Origin of the sequence: Rathayibacter sp. PhB151 (assembly GCF_004366415.1) — a bacterium.
GTDB classification, from domain to species: Bacteria; Actinomycetota; Actinomycetes; order Actinomycetales; family Microbacteriaceae; genus Rathayibacter; species Rathayibacter festucae.
The window spans coordinates 844,527-862,081 of sequence record NZ_SOEN01000007.1 but is presented as its reverse complement, the minus strand read 5'-3'; the positions used below and the strand labels follow the sequence as shown (position 1 = coordinate 862,081).

The window sequence follows — 17,555 nt, the reverse complement described above, 5'->3', positions numbered from 1 at the left end:
GTTCACCGCGTAGGGGTGTGGATCTCGGCGCTTCGTGGCGGTGTTTTCACGGGGCTTCGTGTCGTGATGCTTCTCCCGTCGGTGGTGATGGTCAGCGGGTGGCGCGGACGCGGTCGAGGTCCGCGCGGACGGGCGCGGGTTCCTGCTCGAGCGGCAGGTTCGCTTGGTCGAGCACTCCATCGACGGATCTGGCGGGGTCCGTGTCGAGGGCGGCGAACAGGGGGCTGAGGTCGTCCTGCTCGGGGCCGCGCTCGTCGAAGAGCTCGAAGGTGCGGCCCTCGGCGGCGGGATCGGTGAGGGTGGCGACGAGGACGCGGGCGAGTTGGTCGCGCGCGATCGCACCGTCGGCGGGGGAGCCGCTGCGGCGGGTGTCGCCCTGCAGCATCAGGATCCTGCGCTCGTTCGCGTCGTTGTAGTCGAACCAGCCGGGCCGGACGATCGTGTATCGGTTGCCGCTGGCGCGGACGAGGCGTTCTCCGCGGCGCTTCCACTCTGAGCTGGGGTGGCGGACGGTGACGCCGATGGTCGTCATCAGCGCGATGCGCACCGGGCGCCCGTTCAACGCCTGGAGGACATTGCGGACGGCGCCGTAGTTCACGGCCTCGGCGTGGGCGTTGTCGCCGTGGGTGAAGATCACCGCGTTGATCCCCTCGACCGCGTCGGTGAGGGTCGCCGCGTCGGTGAGGTCCCCGACGACGGTCTCCGCACGGGGATGCACGCCCCTGGCGCGGGACGGGGTGCGCACGAGCGCGCGGGTGCGGTGCCCGGCGGTGAGGGAGGCTGTGACGACGTGGCGGCCGACGCTGCCGGTGGCGCCGACGAGGAGGACGGTGAGGGTGGAGTCGGTCATGAGGGTGCCTTTCAGGCCAGGCCGGAGGCGGTGAGCCACTGGTCGACGTCGGTCGCGACGTCGGGGGCGCCCTCGGCGACGTCTTCGCCGCGGACGGCGAGTCCGTCGCCGAGCTGCGCGCCGGTGCCGAGGTCTCGGTAGAAGGAAGTGGTGGAGCCCAGGCCGCTGACGGCGTAGGTGACGAAGGGGAGCAGCGTCTTCCCGGTGAGGCCGACGCCCTCGGCGAAGGTCGCGAGGATCATCGGCGGCTGCACGTTCCAGATCGGGCTGCCCAGCAGCACCGTGTCGTAGCCGGTGAGGTCGGGGAGGGGGTTCGCGATCGCGGGTCGCGCGTTCGTGTCCTGCTCCTGCATGTTGCGCGCCACGGTGGGGTCGTAGCGGTCGGAGTACGGGTCGGCGGCGTCGATGCGGTAGACGTCGCAGTCGACGCGGTCGCTGATCAGGCCGGCGAGGACCTCGGTGTTGCCGACGTCGAGGGTGCGGCGGCCGCCGTTCCAGTAGTTCTCGCCCGGGCGGGAGAAGTAGGCGATCAGGATCCGGCTGCTGGGGGTGGGAGACACGGAGGTTCCTGTCGAGCTCGAAGGCGCCGGCGCGGCGGCGTCAGGCGTGGACGGGGAGGGAAGAGGTGCCGGGGTGGTGCAAGCGGCCAGCAGCCCGGCCGCGGCGGCGCTGATCGCGCCGGCCGCGGCGCTGCGCAGGAGCTGCCTGCGGGTGGGCTGGTGGACGGGCATGCCTACGCTTCGGCGCGGCCGGTGAGCCAGCGGACCATGTCGGGGTCGACGTGGGAGAAGAACAGCGACTCGCCCGCCTCGAGCTCGGCGATCTTCCCCATCTGCTCCTCGGTGAGCTCGAAGTCGAGGACGTCGAGGTTCTGCTGCATGCGCTCGGGCTTGACGGACTTGGACACGACCACGACGCCGCGCTGCACGAGCCAGCGGAGCACGACCTGAGCGACGGACTTGCCGTGCGCATCACCGATCTCGGTCAGGACGGGGTTCGTGAACAGGTCGTTCTTGCCCTCGGCGAACGGCGCCCACGCCTCGAGCTGCACACCCCCGGCGTGCAGCAGCTCCTGGTAGTCGACCTGCTGGTGGAAGGGGTTCGTCTCCATCTGGTTCACCGCGGGCACGACGTCGGCGAACGCGATGAGGTCCACGAGGCGGTCGGAGGCGAAGTTGGAGACGCCGATCGCGCGGAGCCGGCCGTCCTTGTGGGCCTGCTCGAGCGCACGCCACTCGCCGTAGTAGTCACCGAAGGGCTGGTGGATCAGGTACAGGTCGAGGTAGTCCAGGCCGAGCTTCTGCAGGGACGTGGTGATCGCCTCGCGGGCGCCCTCCTCGCCGCGGCGCTGGATCCACAGCTTCGAGGTGATGAACAGCTCCTCGCGCGGCACGCCGCTGGCGGCGATGCCGCGGCCGACAGCCTCCTCGTTGGCGTAGGAGGCGGCGGTGTCGATGAGGCGGTACCCGGCCGTGATCGCGTCCATGACGGCCTGCTCGGTGTCCTCGGCGGGGATCTGGAACACGCCGAAGCCGAGCTGCGGCATCTCAGCGCCGGTGTTCAGGGTGACGGTGGGGATGGTGCTCACGAGCGTTCCTTCCAAGAAGCGGACCGGCTGCGGTTCCGCCGGTGATCCCATCCAACAGCGGCCCCTTCTGATGGAACAGGCAGCGGCGTTTGGTGTACTGGCAGTGTCTGTTTCACCCGTCCGGGTCCGGCCTACGCTGACCCACATGGACACCGGAACCGAAGCGAGCGACTTCCTCCGCACCCGTCGCGACCGCATCACCCCCGAAGCGGCCGGCCTCACCGCCTCCGCGACGGGTCGGCGCGTGAAGGGCCTGCGCCGCGAGGAGGTCGCGACCCTCGCCGGGGTCAGCGCGGAGTACTACAACCGGATGGAGCGCGGGAAGCTCGCCGGCGTCTCCGAGTCCGTCCTCTTCGCCGTCGCACGGGCGTTGCAGCTCGATGACTCCGAAGAGCAGCACCTGTTCGACCTCGCCCGGGCCGCGAACGCCGAGCACGCCCTGACCCGACCCGCACCCAAGCGCACCCCCGCGAAGTTTCGTGCCAGCAACCGTGTGCAGCGCATCCTCGACGGGATGAGCGGACTGCCCGCGTACGCCCGGAACGGCCGCACCGACATCATCGCGATGAACCAGCTCGGCGCAGCCCTCATGCCGGGCCTGGTCCCGAACGGGGACGAGCCGGCGAACCTCGCCCGGTACCTCTTCCTCGACCCGTCCTCGCAGGAGTTCTACGGCGACTGGGAGCGCGTCGCCCGCGACATGGTGTCCGCGTTCCGCATCGAAGCCGGCCGCACCCCCTTCGACCGGTCCCTCACCGACCTCATCGGTGAGCTGAGCACCCGCAGCGGCCCGTTCCGCACCTGGTGGGCCTCCCACAACGTGCGCCTGCACACCAGCGCCACGAAGACCCTGCACAACCCCACTGTCGGTGAGGTCGAGGTCACCGGCGAAGCGCTCACCCTCGCCAGCGAACCGGACATCACGATCATCACCTACGTCACCGAACCCGCCTCCGTGTCGGAAGAACGTCTCCGCGTCCTGGCCAGTTGGACCGCCAGCCCCATCCCGACCACGGCCCCCACCACGACCCAGTGACAGCGGCGGGCTCACCCCGCCCGCGTCACTGCACCCGCTCGACACCCCAGCCGCCCCGGCTGTCGTCGTCGCGCCCATCGAGAGGATTCACGCCATGAAGTACACCCGCCTCGGCAATTCCGGCCTGAAGATCAGCAGCATCGCGCTCGGCTGCATGAGCTTCGGCGACCCGGCCAGCGGCCACCTCCAGTGGTCACTCCCCAAGGACGATGCGCTGCCGTTCTTCCGGCAGGCGCTCGAGCTCGGCATCACGTTCTGGGACACCGCGAACGTGTACTCCTACGGCGACTCCGAGCGCATCGTCGGTGAAGCGCTGCGCCAGTTCACCCACCGTGACGAGATCGTCCTCGCGACCAAGGCCCACTTCGGCGACACCGCTGGCAGTGGTCCGGGGCTGCGCGTGGCCGGCCTGTCGCGGAAGGCGATCATGCAGCAGATCGACGCGTCGCAGACCCGCCTCGGCACCGACTACGTCGACCTGTATCAGATCCACCGCTTCGATCCGGAGACCCCGATCGAGGAGACGATGGAAGCCCTGCACGACGTCGTCAAGGCCGGGAAGGCCCGCTACATCGGCGCGTCCGCGATGTGGACGTGGCAGTTCGCCAACATGCAGCACGCCGCGGACCTGCACGGCTGGACCCGTTTCGTGTCCATGCAGGACCAGTACTCGCTCCTCTACCGCGAGGAAGAGCGCGAGATGTTCGGCCTGCTCGCTGACCAGGGCGTCGGCAGCATCCCCTACAGCCCCCTCGCGAAGGGCCGCGTCGCCCGCCCCGCCGGAGAGCAGACCCAGCGCTCCTCCGACGACCCCGTGGGCAACAGCTTCTTCGCCGACACCGAACGCGACCGCCCCGTCATCGACGCCGTGCAGAAGATCGCGGAGGCGCGGAACGTGTCCATGGCGCAGATCGCGATGGCGTGGGTGCTCAACAACCCCGTCGTCAGCGCACCGATCATCGGCGCGACCAAGCCCCACCACCTCGACGACGCGGCCGCCGCTGTCGACATCGACCTCACCCCGGACGAGGTCACCGCGCTCGAAGAGCACTACCAGGTGCGCCCCGCCGGCGGCTTCTGAGCACCAGCTCCCACCATCACCACGAAGCGGCCCGACCTGCGCGAAAATGCGCGGCCGGGCCGCCTCGTCCGCGTGATCCGCCTGTCCGGTTGCGAGGTCCCACGCATGTCCCGATAGCCGATCGCTGACCGGTACACGCAGACGCGACACCGAGCGCCGCGAAAATCCGCGGGGCTGAGTGTTGTGGATTGCAGAGCTCCGAGGCGGCGTCCTGACAGCGCTCCGTGTCGCAGTTCGGCGACAGTGGCCCTGCTCTGTTCGCCCACCCCTCGGCAACGAACGAAGGGGGCTGCGGCGCCGCGCCACGTTGACGTGCCAGGGCGCCGCATCCACTCGGTCCTACTGCGGGCAGACGGAGGCGCCGTTCGTCGTCGTGCACCCCATCTCGTCAAATGTCCCATTCTGGGTTTTGCCGGCGGGGGCGTCGGGAACCACGGTGGTCGTTACCGCGGACCACCCGGTAATCGTGTCGGCGGGGATCCCGTCTTCAGCAGTGAGCTGCGTTGTCCGCTCACCGATGAACAGACCCGTGTCGGGGTCGATGATGATGTCCTGGCGGAAGTTGGCGTTGGTCTCGACTCGGCCGATCGCGGTGCCCGTGCGGGCATCGAGGGTGGCCTGGTCTTCGATGAACTCGACACCGGGGATGAGTGCTGCCGCCTGGTAGAGGGATGCCCGCACGTCGGCGGGGAGTACGCCTGAGCGCAGCCGGTCGGCGATGAAGACCAGAGCTTCTCCATCCGGGGACGGGCCGGCCCTCGACCAACTGCTGAGAGCCTCACCGCTTCAATCACCTTGTTAAACCTTAGTCGTCGCTGCCAGTCCAGGTTCCCTCGACGACTTGAATCAGTCGGTAGCGCTCGTCGGCTGTCATGTTCTCTTCAAACTCAATTACAAGCCGATCGGAACGATAAAAATCAGCAGTGCTGTAGATGACAGCTTGTCGCGCGAGATCGAGGGAACTGTAGCGGTACAACGACGCACCAGACCCCTCGATGCCTTCCTCGCAACCCCTCCTGTCGCCGCACGCGTCGTTGTTTGAATTATCAACGCCCGTGAAGCCCGGTACGTTCTCGCGGACGATGTCCTGAAGCGCTATGCCGGACCGTGAATCGTCGGTAAGCATGCCGGCTACGACGGTGATCCCGCCGGTGAGAAGACATCCGACGATGAAGCCGGCGAGGAGGAACGAGAAAGGTTTGCGCCGCAATCTACCTGTAGTAGGACTCACCAGTTGCACCTGTGAGCGAGCACGTTGGGCCAGTTTCCGTTGGCAGGGCGAGAGGCCTCAAGGTCCCAGTGGAAACCTGCGCCGATGATGGCACGTCCATATGCGGCGTGGCACTGGTACTGCTGATACAGGCTCGTGCTGCTCCTCACCGCGGACCATTGAGAGGCGAACTCCTCCCATCCTGCGCCCGCCATGATGGCGTGTCCCTGAGCAGAGAGTCCCATCGTGACTCCCCATGGCGTGAGGCGACCGGAGTAGACGTTCCGGCCGTTGAAGGTTCCCTGTCGATTGACGGTCATGGGGTCGAAGAGGCGGACTCCAAGCCAGGGGTCGGCGGAGACCGGGTAGCTGAAGTTTCCGGAAGCGTGATCGACGATCTGGACGATTTTCGTATCTTGGACGACGTAGCGAGTGGGTACGGAGACGCCGTCAGCGTCGTAGGCCCAAGCGGGTGCTACGCCGAGCACCAATGCACCATTCGAATCTGTTGCGAGAAGCGCTCCGTCGTCGGTCCGAGTCAAGACGACGCCGAGAGGCAATTCAACGTCCACCGCGTACTCCGTCGGCGCATTTGAACTTTCGATCACCGTTACGATCTGCAGCGACCCGTCGGCGTGCTTCAGCGGAACTGTCGACGAGCCATTTCCATTGTCAATTACTTCGATTCCTTCACTCGACACGCTCACTTCCGTCGCGTTTTGAGCTGCGAGCAACTCGACGGCGAGCGGCTTTTTTCCGGCTCCCGACACGAACACATCTGCCACATCTCGAATGGCTGCGCGCTCGCTTGAAGAATTTCCAGCTTCGACCAAGTCCGTTGCGGAACCGGTAGTCACTCCTTGCAGGAGTGGAATCTCCGTGGGGACCGATTCAAGTACCTTGACGACATCGTCTGCATCCGAGTCGGCAGCGTGCGCGGCCGTCGCATTCACAACAGAAACCGCCAACAGGGCTGTCGTCACGGCGGCAAGAGTGCGAAGTTTTATATTAGACACGGCAGCATGGCTTTCGTTATCAAGGTGGCTTGTTGAACTGTCGCGCTTCGGAGTAAAAGAGGGCTAACGTGCCTAGGACTCCGCAGCCCTGCGATGCTCGCACTCAGAACTTACTGAAAATCCTCACAGGATTGTGTCGTCTCTTCTGGGGACAAAACGGGGTACATCTGAGTAGGTGCAGAGCGCTCGGTCGCACGTTGGGCAGACCTCGGCAGCGCCCGACGGGTCTGTCGCCAGGCAGACGGCACTCATCCCGCGCGCCTCGACCGATGTGCAGCGTGCTCGGGCGCAACGTGTCGCGCTCCTCGCCGCGGTGTATCGGTCGACCGGATCTACATCGGCGCCGGTCTTATCGGGTCGCACCGTGAGCAGCCCGCGCTACGCGCGTCCCTTGCCTCGTGCGACACCGGCTCCACCCGGTTCATGACGAAGCCCGACCTCCTCGCGCGGTAAATTTCGGACGCGCGCGACATCGTGGACGAGCTGACGTGCAATGGAGCGCGGTTGAGCATCGGCGTGTCGCTACACGACCAGACCGACGCGATGAGCCGGCTGCTGTTCAGCATGCTCGCGATGATCGCGGAGTTCGAGGTCGTCCTCATCCAGACGTGCACGACAAGGGGACACATGCGGCCAGGAGCCAAAGCTCTTTCTGAAGATCGAGGCGCACCTGGTGGCGGAGTACGGGTCTTACGCGGTGGCCCAGCTCGCCGAGCGGTTTGGGGTAACACGCTTGACGGAGTGCCGCTGTCGAGCACCTAAACACGACGAAGCTACGGGCTGTTGACGTTACTCTCCTGCCTCGTCAGACCTGTCCTGTGGTGATTCCGCTGAGGGGGCGTGAAACGGGGCAGGGGAGGCTGAGCGCCGGGCGGGCTTGTCTATTACAGATTGGGTGGTTGCGGGGCTGTGTCGTTGAGGCGGCGGTAGTAGGCGACGTCGAGTGCGTTGAGGTGGGGGAGGAGGCGTCCGGCGCGGTCGTGCATGGTCATGGAGCCGTCGTGGAGGCTGGCGATGGCGCCGACGCGGCGCAGCATCAGCACTGTGTCGAGGCGTTCGGCGTAGTGCAGTTCCAGGAAGTACACCAGCGGCGGGTTACCGGTGCGTCCGGGGGTGAAGAGGGCGGTGGGCTGTTGGCGGGTGACGCCGGTGTCGCGGTTGAGTTCTCGGAAGATGTACCGGTCGCGCAGCCACGGCCCGCCGAGGATCGCCGTGACGATGACGACGGCGCCGAGGATGACGAACGGGTTGAGGAGAACGGCGAGGTCGTTGCCGGTCATCATCCGAGCATGTCCCGGGTGCGGTCGCGGTCCTCGGCCGCTTCGGTGTCCGCGGCCAGCTGCGCGACTCGCGCTCCGATGTAGACGGTGCGCATAGTGGCGTCATGGTCGAGTTGCAGGACTCGCAGGAGGCGATGCAGTTGTACGGTGCCGGCCGAAGTTTTACCGGTCAGGATGCGTCAGACGGTGCGCGGTCGGAGCCGTGCGAACACGGCGACCTTCTGTGCGCTCCAGCCCTGCGCCTGCATAGCTGTGGTCAGTACCGCGCTGAGCGCGGTGTCAAAGTGCTGGGGCGCCAACCCAATGAAGTCCACCCGGCCAGGGTAACCAGCACCGCGCCACCCTAGGCGCAAGGCGTTTCGCTGACACGCAAGTAGGCATAGACGGTCTCTCGGCTGATGCCGTATTCCTTCGCCAGCGTCGTCTTCGGCATGCCGGCGCTGGCACGCTCGCGCAACTCAGCGATCTGGGTCGGGGAGAGGGACCGGGCGCGCCCGCGGTAGGCGCCGCGCTGCTTGGCCAGGGCGATGCCTTCGCGTTGACGTTCTCGAATGAGTTCGCGTTCGAACTCTGCGAATGCGCCCATCATGTTCAGCAGCAGGTTCGCCATCGCGCTGTCTTCGCCGGTGAAGGTCAGCTGCTCCTTGACGAACTCGACCCGGACCCGCTTGTCCGTCAGGCGGCGCACCAGCCGGCGAAGATCCTCGAGGTTCCGCGCGAGCCGGTCCATCGAGTGCACGAGCACCGTGTCCCCGTCGCGGACGAACCCGATCATCTCTTCGAGCTGCGGACGGTTCACGTCCTTGCCGGAGGCCTTGTCCTCGAAGACTCGATCCAGCGTCACGCCGTCGAGCTGGCGCAACGTGCTCTGATCCAACGTGCTCACCCGCACGTACCCGACTCGCTGACCCGACATGCCGCCTCCGACCCCTACTTGTCCAGTTGAAGTCTAGGAGCCCTAGGGGCAAGTGTCAGACAAGGCTGATTGCGGCCCTATTCGGACGTGCTTCGGCCTGATCGTCTGACGTGTAGTTGGGGTGTACCTCACACTGACCCTCATGGGCCGACCCCAAGCCGGCGGAACCGCTGCGGCCTTTCGTCGATATCACCGGCCCCGACACTCGTGGGAGCTACCCACGGCAACTAAACGGGCTTGGTGATATCGCCCTCATCTGCCAGCGACGGCCGGGCGGAATCAGTTCAGCACTCGTTCTGACATGGCACCGTTGAGCCAAAGCCAGGTTCGTCGGCCTGCGCCTCCCTCGGGAAGCATTTCGTCCCCCGACCAGTACCCGCCGGGTGCCCGGGTGGTGACCGCGACATAACCGCCGGCGGACACCACGACGTGGTCGTCGCCGGCATCGACCGAGATCGTCCACCACTCCTCACCGCCCCGGGCGACATCGAGCAGACGGCACTCGTACAGCTCGCCGTCGTCACCTTCGGTGATGAGCATGACGCCTACGCCCTCGACCGCCTTAAGCGCGCGCGCCCGTTCGTCTTCGAGGTCGTTTAGTCGGACGGTGGCGACGTCGACGGCGCCGTCCAGGCCATGCTCGACGGCTAGCGAGACACCCACGGGATCTGCGCCGAACTCTACAGCGTGGGCGCCGATGGTCCAGCGTGCGCCCGATGACTCGCCGCGCCATTGCTCCGGGTCGAACGCGCTGCGCTCGGTGAGAGTGGTTCCATCGGGGGCCAGAGTGACGAGGAAGCTGTTGCCGGAAGCGGTGGTTTTGACCCAGGTGGCCCGCTCTTCGACAGCATCCTCTACAGCAGACGTTGGGGTCAGGTACGACACCTTCATAGTGTCGGTCCGCGCGGCGCCGGCGACGCGCTGGGTCGTTAGCTCCTCCGTGGCGACAGTAAATACCGCGCGCGGGATTAGGGCACGCGTGCGCTCGACGACCAGGTCGAACTGCGCGTAATCTAGCACCTGAAGCCGCCACGAGCGCCCGCCCTGGGCGATAGACCGCTGGATTCCGGGGATCCCGGCGCTGATTGCGTCCCAGTTTGGCTTTTTCTGGAATCCTAGGAAGCCGGGAAATTCGGCGAACACTAGCTGCCGATCGGTCCACGCGAACCGGGCGTTGAAGGCTGCAACGAACGCGTCCCCGGTGTCGGCATGCGCGGGCACGGACACTTGGCCGGTGCGGGCATCGTACTTTGCGGGCTCGCCCATTGCCGATAGCACGGCCCTCACTTCGGGGAATGCGGGGTAGCGACCGGTGGCGTTCACGGGAAGTTGCAGGATGGTGGGGGCCTGCGACAGGGAATTTTTGAGGTTTTCCAGCGCGGCTTGCACGTTCACGGGCGGACCGGTGATGACGAGCTTGCCCGCGGCGGACACGGTCAGGCTGACGTCGTGCGTCTTGCGCAGGTCCGTCGCGAGATCGGTGCGGATGCGTTGCACGTCGTCGACCGGCACGTTCGCCTCGGCGACGATGGATGCGGACCGCACCATGAGCCGGCGTCCGGTGTCCCAGAGCAGCCAGGCATTCCGGAGCACCGCGGGCGACGATGGGTCGAGGGCGACCAGTGCGTCCCGTTCGTGGTTCGTTAGCGGGCTCGGCCCCGCAAGACGCAACTGGCCACGCTTCCGCCCCTTTTCGAAACGGTCGGGAGCGAACTCGACCGCCGCGTCAATGAGCTCTGCCGGCCATACATCTGACTGCCGGGCGGTGATGTCATTGCGAAGGTCGATGCGCAGCCGGATGCCGGGCATCGGGGTGATCCCAAATTTCTCTAGGCGTGAGATCGGGATTGAGACGGTGGGCGAGAAGCCCCCCGCCGATGGATCTTGCACTTCGGCCGCTACGAACTCCCGCCCCTGCCAGTCGCGGAAACGCGCCGTACCGAGAGTGCAGAATGGCATCGTGCCCGAGCCCGGAGCGGCTGCGAGGCGTCGCGCCGCATCCTCGGTCAGGCTGATTCGCGCGGAGTCCACGGCGCTCCGACCGGGCAACATGCGCGCAGACCAGATACTTCCCTCTGGGACTGCATCCGGATCAGACCCGACCCGCTGATCGATCAGCGACTCGAAGACCAAGTGCTTGGGCGCGCGGGCGAAGGCACCTTCCGCGTCGACCTGACGGAACACGCGTCCCCGTGCGAAGTGGGTCGTGGCGAGCTCTCCCGCAACGACGCTCACCTGCTCCCCAATCTCGGGCCAATCGTCTTCATCGCCGAAAATTACCTCCACAACGAGCGATGGCGCGTCCTCGGTGAAGTGGTAGCCCACTACACGCGCCTCCCACGGCGTATCCCAGTCCGGCTGAGGTCCCCGCACCGTCAACGACGGGGCATTCACGAACGCGGCGAATGCGAAGGTCGCGCCGTCGTGCCGCGCGTCCTCGGCATCGATAAACTCCTCGAGATCTGCGTTCTCCAGCTCGAGAATAGGAATAGGAGCGAGACGAAACTCCTCCTCCGGGATTTCGGCCGCCGCGCTGGTGACCTCCTCCGCGGCGTCGTCGTCGTCGTCGGTGCCCGTCACCTCCTTGATCTCGCCCTCGGGGTGGACCTCCACCAGGGGATCGGTGTTGACGATATCCTCCAAGATCACCTGGTCGGCATCGCGGTGGGTCGTTTCGGTGCTGTAGACCAGCGACGACCCAGTGGTGAGCGCAGAGTCATTGGACTCTTTCAGAGAGACGGCGGGCATCTTCAGACCGTCGGTCGTCTTCTCGATTAAGGGTGCGCTCGAGGTTGCATCAGGCGAAACGCGCAGGGTAGAACCGATAGTAAAGCCAGCACGCAACAGCCGCGCGGGGTCGTCGGCGCCGCCGTCGCCGTTGCTCCGGCGAGACACCCGACGCAGCAGCTCGAAGTCGTCGGGCTCCCCCTCGAAAGCCCAGTCCTGCCAGGCGACCAGACCGAAGACCGACCCAGCTCCGAGCACCCATCCTCGATCGGGTGCGCGCCTTCGCCCGAGCGCGACAAGATCGCTGGGGGGAGGGACCAGGTGCAGCGGCGACACCGAGACCGTGTGCGCCTGCGGCGTTGAGCGCGCATGCCAGAGCCCATCCTCTCCGCTCACGAAACGCATTCCCGATAGGGCGCGCGACAGCGCTGCCCGCGCCCGCAGCGCTAATCCCGACTCCAGGGGTCGGTTGGCCTCCCTAGCCATCCCGGGCGCCAGCGACTCGATCACCTTCGCCGCCGTCGCCTTCGCTGCCACCAGCGCCGACTCATTGATCCACCACTGCCGGCACCAGCGCTCCGGATCGGGCGCGGCTGTCCAGTCCGCGAAGATGCGGATAAGTAGATCGAGATCGTCGGCGCAACCGTACGCCAGCGTCTCGTGGCATTGCCGGGCGTGCACATTCCAAGCCGACGGCCAACGCTCGTCCGCCGCGAGTATTCCCGAGCGTCCCACCAGCCGGTCGGCCTGCAGCACCACAAGCGCCATGGCGACCTCAGGCACACACGCGAGCCGGTCGGCGAACATTAGGGCGATCGCCTGCTCCGCAGGCAGACGCGATCGCACTAGCTCCGATCCGAGTCGCGTCAGCGCCTTGCCGTCGGCGTCGACCGCGCCGCTCGCCCGCAGTGCCGTCATAGCCCGGTGGCGTTCCTCTCGGAAGACCTGGGCACTCTCTCGGGCGAATGCGTCCCGCACGATCCCGTCGGCCTCGAAGTCGGCGGGGAACTGCAGCCGCTCCGGGTCCTCCCCTGCGGCCAGCACCTTGAGCATCGAGCCTTCAAGGTTCGCCTGGGTCGAGCCGGCCGGGCTGTCGCGGGGCAGCGTTTGATATTGCGCGAGCGAGTAGAGGGGGAAGACCCAACCGTGCGTCTTGCGGCCGACCCGCCCCCATCTCTGGCGTACCCCGGCCTGACTGTGCGGGTGGGTACGCGTGTACTTGAGGGCCAGCGCTGGATCCCATTGGCCCTGGACCACCAACCCCGAGTCAACGACATAGCGGATTCCGGCGATGGTGAGCGAGGTCTCGGCAAGATTGCTCGCCACAACCACCTTGCGCCGGCCGGCAGGGGTCTCACCGAGGGCGCCGCGCTTTTGATCGTCCGGCGCGGCCGCCATCATCCAGTAGACGTCGACCGACTCGCCCCAGGGATGCTCATCCAGTGCGGCCAGCACCATGTCCCGAGTCCGCAGTACCGTGGTCTGGCTGGGCATGAAGACGAGAACATCGCCTTCATCCGTCCCCTCAAGGATGCGCATGGTCTGCTGCGCTCCCGCGACGTCGATGCTCTCCGGCCAGTGCGACGCGGGTGCCCGAAGGCCCAGCATCGTGTCCCTTGTGACGTCGCGCGGGCTGCGCCCGCCAGTCTCGGCAAGCGGCTGCGTCGACCAGCCGGGCAGGCTGAACCGCGGCGCCGCATCCGGATCGGCGAGGTCGGGGGCGCTGAACCCGTTCGCTAGCACCTCTTCCGTGAAATCGACGTCGGCGAAGAGCGGCACTCCGTACCCGATCGACTTGGCCGCGGCGATCGACACATGCCCGACCGTCACGGTCGGCGTCGCCGCGAAGAACTGCGTGAAGTAGGCCGCATCGATGGTGGCGGAGGCGATCAGGACACGAAGGTGCGGGTAGCGCGGCAGGTGGGCGGCCAGCAGGGTCAGGATTAGATCGATGTTCTCGCTGCGTTCGTGCGCCTCGTCGACGATCACTGTGCTGAAGCGGGCCAGGTCGCCGTTGAGGATCCAGTTGATCATGGTGCCGTCGGTGACGTATATGAGGCTGCATGCGTCATCCCACACCTTGATGCCCTCGCACTGATACCCGACCGGATACCCGGGCCCCACATGCCGGACGCATTCCCGTGGATCGTGCCCGAAGCACATCGCCTCGCCGACGAACTTCGCGATCTCCTTGGTGGCGGGCACGCGGGGCTCGGTGACGACGATCGGGCCTATGTCGGCGGGTCGGTACGCCGAGCCCTCCGGCGGGTTCATGAGGCGAAAGGGTGCGAGAGTCGATTTGCCAGTTCCGGTTCCGGCCTCTAGCACCACGACCTGGTGGGACGACATGGTCTCGATCACGTGCAGCATGTCGCGATCGGACAGGCCAAGTGCGAACGACCGGAGGTCGACCGACTCAGTGCGCCGGCTGTGAATCGAAGGCAGTGGACCGAGCCCGCCGAGCGGACCGGTCGGTCCGACCTCGGGATCGGCTACGTAGGTCGCCGCCTCACCGATTGCCGTGATGTCGACATAGGCGACCGGGAACGCGCTGATCTCCTTCCGGTGCCGACGACGACACTCAGGGCAACGATCAGACCGGGTCTGTCCGCGCTCGATCGCCCGCGTCGCCGACATTTCTGAGTACTCAAACTCTTCTTGCCGGGCGTCGCCCTTCTTGCGTCGCCTCTCGGCGAGCTTGCGGTTGTGGCAGTCCTTGCAGAGCGCTGTCCAGGTGGAGAGCTCGGAGACGACCAATTCCTCGTTCACAGGAACGTCCACGGCGTTCCCCTCTCGAAGCGGGTCCCGCCCGCGAAGAAGTAAGGGATGACGCACACCGTTTCGCGACCCTCGGCGAGCCGGAAGTCGACAAGGGCACGGTAGAAGCCGACGATCGCCACCTCGAGACCGGTCTGGTATAAGTGAATCGTTAGCGGGCCATCGACGACCAGGCTTGCGAGCTGCGCCATCGACTGCCCGTAAACGAGCTCGTCGGTCTGCGCGAGCGGGCGCCGGATGCTGACCTCGCGATTGCGCAGCCAGGCACCGTCGACTTCGCGGTCCATCTCGAAATGCCGCACCGACATCAGCGTGAAGCGCAGCTCCTCCCGCCCGTCCGCGGGCACCTCGTCAGCAAGCTTCACGGACCGCAGCGGGAACGGGCGCGCCGATGATCCGTCGCGGTAGGTGATCGGCGCGTGCACGACTGACCCGCCGTCCGCCTCCGCATATCGTCGCAGCACAGTGGTGAGCGCCCGATTCTGAATACCGCTCGGGTTGACGTCTGGATGGCCCGCCCCAGCAGTTCGGTTCGCCCACGCGCTCACCTGCGTTGCGAACCTCTCCCGCGTCGCCTGCGTGCGGCTGGCTCGCGGGTCGCTAGCGCGCCACATGTCGGAAGGAGGTCGAACGTCCCGCGCTGGTAAGCCCGATGAGGGCGCGCCGATCGCGAACGGCCATGTGATGGTGACGGACTCGTCGTCCGGCACCGGCAGCGTCTGCCCGCCGCCTGCGAGGGCGTCGAACGCGAGCCCCTCGAGCTGGCTCGCCACAATCTCGTACCGCATGACGACGCGGCGGTCGTCCCACCCCGAGCGCTCAAGGTGGTATGCGGCCGCTGCCAGTTGCTCCCGGAGCATCGCGGCCCGCTCGGCGTGCTCGGGCGCGAGTCGCACGTGCAGCACCTCCTCCCGGCTCATACGCGCCCCAGAGTCGAAGCGACCAAATTGCGGTCGATCTGCGCGTCGAGTTCGGACAGACGGATCGGGGCACGGAGGACGGTCACGTCAGCGGCGATATGGCTGGCATCCTGTGTCGTCACGATCACGACCGACATCTCACCCGAGTCACCGGTGGCGATCAAGTCGCGCACCATGTCGACGTCGCGCGCGGTCACATGTGCGCGCGGGATCGCCAGGACCTGTGCCCTCGCATCCGCGTCAGCGCCCCACGGTAGCCCGGCTCCGTCGAGTCCCGAGAGTGCGACGGCGCCTAGGTCACCTCGCATGCTCCAGATCACCCCGACGGTGGTGTCCTCGAACGTGCGGACGTCGGTGTTGCCGGCGGCGTCGCGCGAGTTGGCTCGCGAGATCAGCATGTCGACTAGTAGAGCGGCGCGCATGAGCTCGAGCTCGGCGGTCCGAGCCGGGCGGTCGTCCGGGGTCGCACCGCCTTCCAGGATCGAAGCGGTGCGTGGCGGCTCGCCGGTCGCCATCAGGAAGTCGAGGGCGGGAGCGGTCCAGATTGGCGATAGCAGCGAGTAACACAGACGCTCGACCGACACGATGCCGTTCTCCACGTAGTGGGCCGCCCTGTTGCGCAGGCCGTCGGGCATCGGAGTGACCGCCCAGAACAGCGCGCGCGACTCGGCGGGCGAGAGGCTCGCACCGTCGTCTGACTGCTTTCCCAGGGCGAGCCCGAGCGTGCGGCCGAACCGGCGGAGGGACGCTGGCACGCGACCCTCCGGATGTCCGGTGAATCGCACCTCCATGGTGCCTCCGGACTGGAAGGCGTCACAGAGCATGACGGCGGCCATCGCCCGGTTAGCTTCCGAGGTCGCGACGTGCGGCACCTCGCAGGTCTGCCAGAACGGCACGCTGAGACCGTCGATCATGGCGTCGTGCCGGAACGCCGCGAGGCCAATGATTACGTTCTGGCAGGCGAGCTGGAACGGCCGGAGCTGGTGGGGCTTCGGGGTTTCACCCGGCTCTACAAATTCGCGCTGATACCGCTGCGATAGTGCGATAACCCCGTCATAACCCTTTTGCCAGGCGGGACCGGTTTCTTCGAGGACCGACGCGACGTACTGGTTGGCATCGGTGTCGAGAAGCGCGCCCTGGTAGGCGGCGTCGATGGCGTCGAGATGCCAGCGGATGACGTCGCCTATGCGGCGGCCAGGGAGGTCGTCGCCAGTGACGAGGCAGGCGAAGGAACGATCGTCGACCCAGGTGATCGGCACCACCGACGCCGGCGGCGGCACGGCGCTTCCCGCCAGCATTCGCCAGGCATCGGCCAGCACCGGCGCACCCGGAACGGCCGCTTCGCGCAAATAGACCCGTGCTCTCTCCGCGCTGCCGAGCTGACCCCAGAAGCGCACGAGGATCGGAGGAGTCGGTTCAACGGGCATGAGGGTCACCGGTGTGAATTTCGGGTCAAGGTCGGTATCGCCTCCGGGTCGGAGGTGTCCTAGCATAGCGATACGCGAGAAGGGATTGAGTCGGATGGCATGCATCAAACCGCCTCGCAACGTGACGCCTCCCGTGCACTCAAGCGGCCCACTAGGCGACTACGGCGAGGCGCTAGCCGCCGTGATTCTCAACGCCGGAATGAAGCACGAGATATTGACCCAGCACACCCCCGGCGCACGCCGGCAGGGCATCGATATCGAGAGTCTCTCGCCTTCTGGTCAGGTCGTTGTGACCGAGGTGAAGACAACGAACGCGCGGAAGCATCAACGGCCGAAGATGACGAAAAATGTCGCTGACATCCAGATGGAGCCGTCATGGATGTCCAAGAACCTGGCAGCGGACGGACAGACCGAAGCCTTCCCTGATCAGGTCGGCGAAGCACCGGACCAGGTCGGCAGGCAGGTAATTCAGATCGATGTGCCGAGCGGAGTCGCGACGGTGCACGAGGTCTCCGATGCTGGGAAAGTGGGTCCTGCACAGGAAATGTGGAACACCGCGGACTTCAAAAGCGACGAGTGAGACGCGCAGGTCACCTCAGGTAACTGAGGGCCGCCGGTAGCCGGTCGCACCACCACACGTGCCGGACGGTTTCCCACCCGCGCGTCGCTGAGTCGCCACCTCAGGTGGCGTCAAGCGACTTCTGCCAGCTGTACCAGACGAAGGCC

At 66.5% G+C, this 17,555-nt stretch carries 14 protein-coding genes; 3 read left to right on the top strand and 11 right to left on the bottom strand.

The features are described from left to right. Positions 1 to 91: 91 nt before the first annotated feature. The 3 genes from EDF35_RS11470 to EDF35_RS11460 form a co-directional block, all read right to left on the bottom strand. Complete coding sequence (locus EDF35_RS11470) at positions 92 to 850, bottom strand: SDR family oxidoreductase (protein WP_123704043.1); 759 nt, start codon at positions 848 to 850, stop codon at positions 92 to 94. Positions 851 to 861: 11 nt separating this feature from the next. After that, positions 862 to 1,410, bottom strand: a complete 549-nt coding sequence (locus EDF35_RS11465; protein ID WP_243839939.1) for a flavodoxin — start codon at positions 1,408 to 1,410, stop codon at positions 862 to 864. Positions 1,411 to 1,583: 173 nt separating this feature from the next. Continuing rightward, entirely contained in the window at positions 1,584 to 2,438 is an 855-nt protein-coding gene (locus EDF35_RS11460) for an aldo/keto reductase (RefSeq protein WP_279587524.1), read from the bottom strand. A 145-nt stretch (positions 2,439 to 2,583) separates the two neighbouring features. Here EDF35_RS11460 and EDF35_RS11455 point away from each other — a divergent pair, with 145 nt between their 5' ends. Together EDF35_RS11455 and EDF35_RS11450 are read left to right on the top strand one after the other, a co-directional pair. Beyond that, on the top strand, positions 2,584 to 3,474 hold the full coding sequence (locus EDF35_RS11455; protein ID WP_123704039.1) for a helix-turn-helix transcriptional regulator: 891 nt from the start codon (positions 2,584 to 2,586) through the stop codon (positions 3,472 to 3,474). A gap of 94 nt (positions 3,475 to 3,568) precedes the next feature. Then, positions 3,569 to 4,555 (top strand): aldo/keto reductase, encoded by a 987-nt coding sequence (locus EDF35_RS11450; RefSeq protein WP_133962422.1) that lies wholly within the window; start codon positions 3,569 to 3,571, stop codon positions 4,553 to 4,555. Positions 4,556 to 4,894: 339 nt separating this feature from the next. Here the strand turns inward: EDF35_RS11450 and EDF35_RS11445 are convergent, their stop codons facing one another. From EDF35_RS11445 to EDF35_RS11405, 8 genes are all read right to left on the bottom strand, one after another. Beyond that, positions 4,895 to 5,236 (bottom strand): hypothetical protein, encoded by a 342-nt coding sequence (locus tag EDF35_RS11445; protein WP_133962421.1) that lies wholly within the window; start codon positions 5,234 to 5,236, stop codon positions 4,895 to 4,897. A gap of 124 nt (positions 5,237 to 5,360) precedes the next feature. Beyond that, positions 5,361 to 5,786 carry a hypothetical protein gene (locus tag EDF35_RS11440; RefSeq protein WP_133962420.1) on the bottom strand — a complete coding sequence of 142 codons (426 nt, stop codon included), beginning with the start codon at positions 5,784 to 5,786 and terminating at the stop codon, positions 5,361 to 5,363. Beyond that, a complete protein-coding gene (locus EDF35_RS11435; protein ID WP_133962419.1) occupies positions 5,783 to 6,748 on the bottom strand; it encodes a DUF2599 domain-containing protein in 966 nt (321 codons plus the stop codon). Before EDF35_RS11435 ends, EDF35_RS11440 begins: the two co-directional genes overlap by 4 nt. A gap of 917 nt (positions 6,749 to 7,665) precedes the next feature. Further along, positions 7,666 to 8,061, bottom strand: a complete 396-nt coding sequence (locus EDF35_RS11425) for a hypothetical protein (protein ID WP_133962418.1) — start codon at positions 8,059 to 8,061, stop codon at positions 7,666 to 7,668. Positions 8,062 to 8,404: 343 nt separating this feature from the next. After that, a complete protein-coding gene (locus tag EDF35_RS11420) occupies positions 8,405 to 8,977 on the bottom strand; it encodes a recombinase family protein (RefSeq protein ID WP_133962417.1) in 573 nt (190 codons plus the stop codon). Positions 8,978 to 9,256: 279 nt separating this feature from the next. After that, complete coding sequence (locus EDF35_RS11415; protein ID WP_133962416.1) at positions 9,257 to 14,485, bottom strand: DEAD/DEAH box helicase; 5,229 nt, start codon at positions 14,483 to 14,485, stop codon at positions 9,257 to 9,259. Continuing rightward, entirely contained in the window at positions 14,470 to 15,378 is a 909-nt protein-coding gene (locus tag EDF35_RS11410) for a hypothetical protein (protein WP_133962415.1), read from the bottom strand. Before EDF35_RS11410 ends, EDF35_RS11415 begins: the two co-directional genes overlap by 16 nt. 20 nt (positions 15,379 to 15,398) lie before the next feature. Next, positions 15,399 to 16,838, bottom strand: a complete 1,440-nt coding sequence (locus EDF35_RS11405) for a hypothetical protein (protein WP_133962414.1) — start codon at positions 16,836 to 16,838, stop codon at positions 15,399 to 15,401. Positions 16,839 to 17,010: 172 nt separating this feature from the next. Between EDF35_RS11405 and EDF35_RS11400 the strand changes: the two genes are divergently transcribed. Beyond that, the gene (locus tag EDF35_RS11400; protein WP_133962413.1) at positions 17,011 to 17,409 is read left to right on the top strand and encodes a hypothetical protein; all 399 of its coding nucleotides are present in this window, start codon (positions 17,011 to 17,013) and stop codon (positions 17,407 to 17,409) included. Positions 17,410 to 17,555 lie beyond the last annotated feature (146 nt).